1 protein-coding gene is annotated in these 268 nt (G+C 57.1%); it reads left to right on the plus strand.

Going from position 1 to position 268, the window contains the following annotated elements:
• A partial coding sequence (locus tag FS666_RS19560; RefSeq protein ID WP_144463810.1) for an ABC transporter permease subunit occupies window positions 1–268 on the plus strand: 268 nt, incomplete at both ends.

The following is a 268-nucleotide window of genomic DNA, read 5'->3' on the forward strand; positions in this document are numbered from 1 at the left end:
AGGAGCCTTGGGGCTGGGCATCCATTACAGCACATATGTATCGGAGATTTACCGCTCGGGGATCGAGTCGATCCCGAAAAGCCAGTGGGAGGCAGCCACAGCGCTGAACTTCTCCAGGGCGCACACATGGATGAAGGTCATTTTGCCGCAGGCAATCCCGCCGGTCATCCCGATGCTGGGGAACTATCTGATCGTGCTGTTCAAGGAGACGCCGCTTTTGTCGGCGATCCTCGTTGTTGAGATGCTGCAGACCGCCAAAATCATCGGC

Origin of the sequence: Siminovitchia fortis (genome assembly GCF_007681465.1) — a bacterium.
Classification (GTDB): domain Bacteria; phylum Bacillota; class Bacilli; order Bacillales; family Bacillaceae_C; genus Siminovitchia; species Siminovitchia fortis.